This window comes from Pseudonocardia sp. McavD-2-B, assembly GCF_024124365.1.
Taxonomy (GTDB): Bacteria; Actinomycetota; Actinomycetes; order Mycobacteriales; family Pseudonocardiaceae; genus Pseudonocardia; species Pseudonocardia alni.
The window spans coordinates 1-5,952 of the sequence record NZ_JAMXSG010000323.1; the positions used below are offsets into that span (position 1 = coordinate 1).

The following is a 5,952-nucleotide window of genomic DNA, read 5'->3' on the forward strand; positions in this document are numbered from 1 at the left end:
CCATCGGGGCCTCTGCCTCGCGTTCCGCGGAACGCGACGGTGCGCCGCCGGTCGGCTCCGGGGTGGCCGGGCGCTCACTGGGCCGGACGAACCGCTTGGCGGCGCCGCCGTCGTCGGCCGGGCCGGCGGGGCCGGGCGCGATCGCGTTGCGCCGCTCGATGCGCTCCAGACGTTCGAGCAGCCCGCCGTCGGAGGTCGTGGCCGCCGGGAGCAGCATCCGCGAGACCAGCAGCTCCAGCAGCAGCCGCGGGGCCGTCGCCCCGCGCATCTCGATCAGACCCTGGTGCAGGATCTCGCCGTAGCGGGTGAGGGTGGCCGGGCCGAGCCGGGCGGCCTGGTCGGCCATCCGGGGCAGCTCGTCCGCGGCGCCGTCGACCAGTCCCTGCTCGGCGGCGTCCGGCACGGCCTGCACGAGCATCAGGTCGCGGAAGCGCTGCAGCAGGTCCGAGGCGAAGCGACGGGGGTCGTGCCCGGCCTCGACGAGCCGGTCCACCGCGCCGTAGACGGCCGCGCCGTCGGCCGCGGCGAGCGCGTCCACGGTGTCGTCGATCAGGCCGGAGTCGGTCACCCCGAGCAGCGCGACCGCGCGCTCGTAGGTCACACCCTGCGGCCCGGCGCCGGCGAGCAGCTGGTCCAGCACCGACAGCGTGTCTCGGGCCGAACCGCCCCCGGCCCGGATGACCAGCGGGAACACCGGCGGCGCGACGGTCACCTGCTCCTCGCCGCAGATCTTCTCCAGCAGCGCGCGCATCGTGCCGGGCGGGATCAGCCGGAACGGGTAGTGGTGGGTCCGCGACCGGATTGTCGGGAGCACCTTCTCCGGCTCCGTCGTCGCGAACACGAAGACCAGGTGCTCCGGGGGCTCCTCGACGATCTTGAGCAGCGCGTTGAAGCCCTGGGTGGTGACCATGTGCGCCTCGTCGACGACGAACACGCGGTAGCGCGACTCGGCGGGCGCGTAGAACGCCCGGTCACGCAGCTCGCGCGCGTCCTCGACACCACCGTGCGACGCCGCGTCGAGCTCGACGACGTCGATGCTGCCCGACCCCTCGGGGGCGAGCGCGATGCACGAGTTGCAGACGCCGCAGGGGTCCGGGGTCGGCCCCTGCTCGCAGTTCAGCGAACGCGCCAGGATGCGGGCCGAGGACGTCTTGCCGCAGCCCCGCGGCCCCGAGAACAGATACGCGTGGTTGATCCGCCCCGCGGTGAGGGCGGTGGCCAGGGGCTCGGTGACGTGCTCCTGCCCCACGACGTCGGCCAGCTTGGCCGGGCGGTACTTGCGGTACAGAGCCAGAGCCACGAGGGGAAGGCTACCCAGGGGGTCCGACACTCCGGGGACCCGCTCGGAGACAGAAGGGGACCCCGCGCACCCGCCAGAGCCTGTTGACCCTTGCTGCCTTCCGGCCCTGGGGGAGTTCACAGGATGGACGCCGCACGGGGTCCACGGACAGTGTGCCACGGACGGCGCCGTCGGGCGGCGAGGGGGCCGCGTCGGATCACCGAGGGCGTCGCGTAACCTCTTTCGCGGAGGATTCGCCTAGTGGCCTAGGGCGCACGCTTGGAAAGCGTGTTGGGAGCAATCCCTCACGGGTTCAAATCCCGTATCCTCCGCCAGCAGGAAGGCGGAACGCCGGGCACACCCTCGCGGGTGGCCCGGCGTTCGTCGTTCCCGGGTCCGCTCAGCGACCGGCCGCGCGTACCAGCCGCAGCTGCCCGACCTCCGCGACGTTCTTCGCCAGCTCGGTGTTCACCCAGGCCAGGGTGTGGCCGACCGTCATCTCCGGATCCCCCTGCCACGGGAACGGGGCCTCCGCGGCGAGGTCGTCGTCGGACAGCCCGTCCAGGACGTCCGCCCACTCGTCACGCAGCGCGCGCATCCGGGCGACGGTCGATGCGGCGTCGCCCGGCCACACCACGTCGGTGCGGTCCCGCGGGGTCCGGCCGCGGAGGTGATCCAGCGTCACCGACCACCACCAGTCGATGTGCCAGGTGACCCACGCGATCGTCGGGACGGGGACCGGGTCGGGTTCGGAGTCCGCCCAGTCGGGCCGCCACGTCCCGTCGCCGGACGGGTGCACCGTCCAGCAGACGCGCGCCGGCCGCCACAGGGTCTCGTGGTCGTCGAGCCGGTCGAGGTGGTACTCGAACAGGGCCCACGTCAGGTCGAACTGCCACCGCAGGAGCGCGACACGGGATGCGGACATCGCCCGAGCCTGGCATTCCACGGTCCCGGCCGAAAGTACGACGCCCCGCAGGCGGAACCGGCCTCCGGGCCGATCCGCGAGCTCTGCACGGCCGCCACGCTGAACCGGTGCAGCGAACAGACGTGAGCGTTCCCCCGGATCCGACGACCACCGCGCCCGGCCGGGTCGACGCCCTCGACGCCCTCCGCGGGCTGGCCCTGTGCGGGATCCTGCTCGTCAACATGCCCGCGATCGCCGGGCTGCCGCCCGCCACGGGGTCCTGGAGCGGCACCCTGCCGCAGTGGCTGGAGCTCACCGCGCACCAGCGCTTCTTCCCGCTGTTCTCGTTCCTGTTCGGGCTCGGCACCGCCCTGTTCCTGGACGGGGCCGCCCGGCGGACCACCCGGCCACGGCTCGTGCTGCTCCGCCGGCTGCTCGTGCTCGGCGTGCTCGGCGCCGCGCACCATCTCCTGCAGCCCGGTGAGGCGCTGCTCCCGTACGCGATCGTCGGCGTCGTCGTCCTCCTGCCGGCCTCCTGGCTGCCGCGGCCGGTGATCGCACTCGGCGGCGCGGTCGCGACGGGCGTGGCGCTCGCGTTCACCAGCGGCGGGCTCCTCCTCGTGCCCGGGCTGTTCCTGCTCGGTCTCGCCGCCGCCCGCTACGGCCTGCACCACCGGATGGCGGCGCCGAACCGGGCCGTGTGGACGGCCGTGCTGGTCGGGGCCGTCGTCGTCGCGGTGCCGCTGCTGAGCATCCAGGTCGACACGATCGAGCACAGCGGATTCGACCGGGTGTCCTCGACCGCCGGGCTCGTCATGGCCGTCGGGTACGCGAGCGCACTGGTGCTGCTGACGGCGTCCCGGGTCGGGCCGTGGGTGTCGTCCGTGCTCGCCCCGCTCGGCCGACTCGCGCTGACGAACTACCTCACGGCGACGCTGCTGGTCGTGCTGCTGACCACGGCCCCGGCGTTCTCCGGCCCGGGCGGGTACCGCGCCCTGCTCCCGCTCGCCGCCGGGATCCTGGTGGTCCAGATCGTCGCGAGCCGCCGGTGGCTGCGGCGCTTCCGGTACGGGCCCGCGGAGTGGTTGTGGCGCAGCATCTCCTGGTGGTCACCCGCACGGATGGTCTAGCCCGTCCCGGGTCACCCGAGCGGTGCGATCCACCGGCCGGACGCCGGTCCACCTCGCCCTGTGGTCATGGTCCCGGCTACTGCGACGACCCCGTCGCCGCCACCCCGACGCCGAGCCCGATCATCGCGAGCCCACCGGCACCGCCGACGGCCGCGATCCGCCTCGGCGACGACGCGAACCAGGCCCGGGCCGATCCGGCGGCGAGGGCCCACACGCTGTCGAGCACCAGACCGATGGCGACGAAGAACGCCCCCAGCAGCAGGATCTGCGTGGCGACCGGCCCGCGGGCGTCGACGAACTGGGGCAGGAACGCGACGAAGAAGACGACGGACTTGGGGTTCAGCAGGCCGACCACCAGACCGTCGACGACGCTGCGGGCCGGACCCACCTGCCGGGCGTCACCGGCCGAGCGCTGCATCGCGCGGACGACGTCGTGCCGGTGCCGGAACGCCGTGATCCCCAGGTGCACCAGGTAGGCGGCACCCACCAGCTTCAGGACGGTGAACGCCGCGGCGGACTGTGCGACGAGGTGTCCGAGGCCCACCGCCACCGCGACCACCTGCAGGAAGACGCCGACGGCGTTGCCGACGACCGTCGCCAGCGCGGCGGACCGGCCGGCCGCGAGCGCGCGGCCGACGGTGAACACGACGCTGGGTCCGGGGACGACGATGACGACCGCCGCGGCGGCGGCGAACGCGAGGAGTCGATGGTCCACGGCGGAAGCGTCCGCCGGCCGGCCTCCGGTGTCGAGCCCGTTCCCGATCAGCGTCGGGGCGGCGCCGACCGGTCCCCACCGTCGACGACGCAGAACCGGTTGCCCTCGGGGTCCTGCATGATCACGTAGTCGGCGTCGTCCGGCCGGTTGGTCCACGGGACCTCCTGCGCGCCGAGGGCGACCAGGCGCCGGACCTCGGCCTGTTGGTCGTCGGCGTAGAGGTCCAGGTGGATACGCGGCGGCAGGACCCGCTCGGACGGGGCGACGTCGAGCGAGACGTTCGGGCCGGGGCGGCCGTCGCCCGGGCGGAGGAGCACGAAGTCGTCGTCCGCGGGGGTGCGCACCTCGTAGCCGAGCGCCTCGGTCCAGAACCGGACCTGTCGTGCGAGGTCGGTGACGCGCAGGACGACCGAGCCGACGACCAGCATGCGACGACGGTAGCGGGATCGATGCGGTTCAGGTCTCAGCGCAGCCGGGCGATCAGCCGGAACACCAGCCACAGCAGCGCCGCTCCCCCGCAGACCAGGCCGATGCCGACCAGCACGACTCCCAGGATCGGCCAGGTCAGGTCCGGACCAGGTGGCTCGGGGGCCCCGGGCGGAAGGTGGTACACGTGCGGCTGGTCGCCCTGATCGGGCAGCACCCGCTCCAGCCAGGACGGCAGCAGCACGATCCCACCGGTCACCAGACACAACCCCGCGACGACGGCGAGCAGGCGCACCCGAGAAGGGTAGGGGGCGGTCCGACCGGTCACCATCACTCGACCCGGGCCCGGCGGTCCGCCATCCTGGTATCGGACCGCCCACCCGGCGGCTCCCCGGACGAGACGCGCCGTACCCGGAACGCCAAGACGACGCATCCTTCCGGGAGGAGCTCGTCATGGCATGGATCTACCTCGTGGTCTCCGGTGTGCTGGAGACGGTGTGGGCCGCGGCGCTGTCGCAGAGCCGCGGGTTCAGCAGGCTCGGCCCGTCGCTGCTGTTCGCGGGCGCGCTGGCCCTGAGCATGGGCGGGCTGGCCCTGGCGTTGCGCGACCTGCCGGTCGGCACCGCGTACGCCGTGTGGGTGGGCATCGGCGCGGTCGGCACCGCGCTCTACGGCATGGCCGCCCTCGGGGAGCCGGCGACGACGGCGCGGCTGTTGTGTCTGCTGGCGATCGTCGCCGGTGTGGTGGGGCTGAAGGTCCTGCACTGAGGCTGGAGACGACGGCGGGGCCGGACCTCGTGAGAGGTGCCGGCCCCGCCGCCTGGGAGCCCCTTACTCGAAGGGTCCGTCCTTCAGCAGCCCACCGACGGGACCCTCGACGAAGCGGGGGTCGGCCTGCGGGATCTCGGTGTCGGTGCCGTTGACTCCGTCCGGCCGGTTGTTCGGCGAGAAGGTGTCCGCGGCGTCGAGGAAGCTGTAGCCGAACGTGTCGGAGGTCTCGAGCACGGCGTCGAGGCCCTGCGTCGGGCTCTGGGTGCTCGGGTAGCCGTGGTCGCGGTCCTCGTCGGCCGCGGCGATGCCGGCCAGCGGGAACGCCACGGCGCCGAGGGCGCCGACGGCGATCAGTGAGCGGCGCATCCGGTTCTTCATCGAATCCGTCCTTCGGTTGGGGAGCAGGCCGTTCACACTAACGGCCCAGCGCGGTACGGCGTACGGAGCACGCCGCACGGTCGTCACATGTTGTCGGCGCCGGCCTTGATCGCCTCGCGGATGCGGTTGTAGGTGCCACACCGGCAGATGTTGCGGATCTCGTCCAGGGCGTCGTCGTCGATCGAACGGCCCTCGGCCGCACACCGCTTGACCAGGTCGATGGCGGCCATGATCTGACCGGGCTGGCAGTAGCCGCACTGGGCGACGTCGTTGTCGATCCAGGCCTGCTGCATCGGATGCAGCTCCTCACCCTTCGCGATCCCCTCGATGGTGGTGATCTCGTCGGACT

General features: G+C 73.1%; 9 protein-coding genes, 1 tRNA gene, 1 other RNA gene and 1 riboswitch. Of the genes, 3 read left to right on the forward strand and 8 right to left on the reverse strand.

Features of this window, described 5'->3' with window-relative positions; translation table 11 throughout:
* Together NH602_RS27230 and ffs are read right to left on the reverse strand one after the other, a co-directional pair.
* Nucleotides 1-1,300, reverse strand: a 1,300-nt coding sequence (locus NH602_RS27230) for a DNA polymerase III subunit gamma and tau (protein WP_253069278.1), incomplete at its 3' end; no start/stop codon positions are given.
* Between the two features lie 51 nt (nt 1,301-1,351).
* Nucleotides 1,352-1,446: signal recognition particle sRNA small type (gene ffs / locus NH602_RS27235), an RNA gene on the reverse strand.
* Nucleotides 1,447-1,526: 80 nt separating this feature from the next.
* Here ffs and NH602_RS27240 point away from each other — a divergent pair.
* Nucleotides 1,527-1,614: transfer RNA gene (locus NH602_RS27240), tRNA-Ser, on the forward strand.
* 65 nt (nt 1,615-1,679) lie between these two features.
* Here NH602_RS27240 and NH602_RS27245 read toward each other — a convergent pair.
* On the reverse strand, nt 1,680-2,204 hold the full coding sequence (locus NH602_RS27245; protein ID WP_253069279.1) for a DinB family protein: 525 nt from the start codon (nt 2,202-2,204) through the stop codon (nt 1,680-1,682).
* 122 nt (nt 2,205-2,326) lie between these two features.
* Here NH602_RS27245 and NH602_RS27250 point away from each other — a divergent pair, with 122 nt between their 5' ends.
* Nucleotides 2,327-3,313: a DUF418 domain-containing protein gene (locus NH602_RS27250; protein WP_253069280.1), complete on the forward strand. Its 987-nt coding sequence runs from the start codon at nt 2,327-2,329 to the stop codon at nt 3,311-3,313.
* Nucleotides 3,314-3,389: 76 nt separating this feature from the next.
* On the opposite strand, the gene NH602_RS27255 is transcribed toward NH602_RS27250, so the two are convergent.
* Genes NH602_RS27255 through NH602_RS27265 form a run of 3 tightly spaced genes read right to left on the reverse strand, consistent with a single transcriptional unit; the run spans nt 3,390 to nt 4,749 of the window.
* Nucleotides 3,390-4,028, reverse strand: a complete 639-nt coding sequence (locus tag NH602_RS27255; protein WP_253069281.1) for a LysE family transporter — start codon at nt 4,026-4,028, stop codon at nt 3,390-3,392.
* Nucleotides 4,029-4,075: 47 nt separating this feature from the next.
* Nucleotides 4,076-4,456, reverse strand: a complete 381-nt coding sequence (locus tag NH602_RS27260) for a VOC family protein (protein WP_253069282.1) — start codon at nt 4,454-4,456, stop codon at nt 4,076-4,078.
* A gap of 35 nt (nt 4,457-4,491) precedes the next feature.
* Nucleotides 4,492-4,749, reverse strand: coding sequence for a hypothetical protein (locus tag NH602_RS27265; protein WP_253069283.1), 258 nt, complete (start codon nt 4,747-4,749; stop codon nt 4,492-4,494).
* Between the two features lie 72 nt (nt 4,750-4,821).
* A riboswitch (guanidine-III (ykkC-III) riboswitch) is annotated at nt 4,822-4,888 on the forward strand.
* Nucleotides 4,889-4,907: 19 nt separating this feature from the next.
* On the opposite strand from NH602_RS27265, the gene NH602_RS27270 reads away from it, so the two are divergent.
* Nucleotides 4,908-5,222: a multidrug efflux SMR transporter gene (locus NH602_RS27270; RefSeq protein WP_060713653.1), complete on the forward strand. Its 315-nt coding sequence runs from the start codon at nt 4,908-4,910 to the stop codon at nt 5,220-5,222.
* A 63-nt stretch (nt 5,223-5,285) separates the two neighbouring features.
* On the opposite strand, the gene NH602_RS27275 is transcribed toward NH602_RS27270, so the two are convergent.
* A complete protein-coding gene (locus NH602_RS27275) occupies nt 5,286-5,603 on the reverse strand; it encodes a hypothetical protein (protein WP_073575740.1) in 318 nt (105 codons plus the stop codon).
* 83 nt (nt 5,604-5,686) lie between these two features.
* Nucleotides 5,687-5,952: (2Fe-2S)-binding protein (locus tag NH602_RS27280; protein ID WP_253069284.1), on the reverse strand; the 266-nt coding region annotated here is incomplete at its 5' end.

Bases quoted from the DNA above. Each gene is read 5' to 3' on its own strand.
- NH602_RS27275 (WP_073575740.1), bottom strand. From the start codon at position 5,603: ATGAAGAACCGGATGCGCCGCTCACTGATCGCCGTCGGCGCCCTCGGC.
- NH602_RS27245 (WP_253069279.1), bottom strand. From the start codon at position 2,204: ATGTCCGCATCCCGTGTCGCGCTCCTGCGGTGGCAGTTCGACCTGACG.
- NH602_RS27270 (WP_060713653.1), top strand. From the start codon at position 4,908: ATGGCATGGATCTACCTCGTGGTCTCCGGTGTGCTGGAGACGGTGTGG.
- NH602_RS27260 (WP_253069282.1), bottom strand. From the start codon at position 4,456: ATGCTGGTCGTCGGCTCGGTCGTCCTGCGCGTCACCGACCTCGCACGA.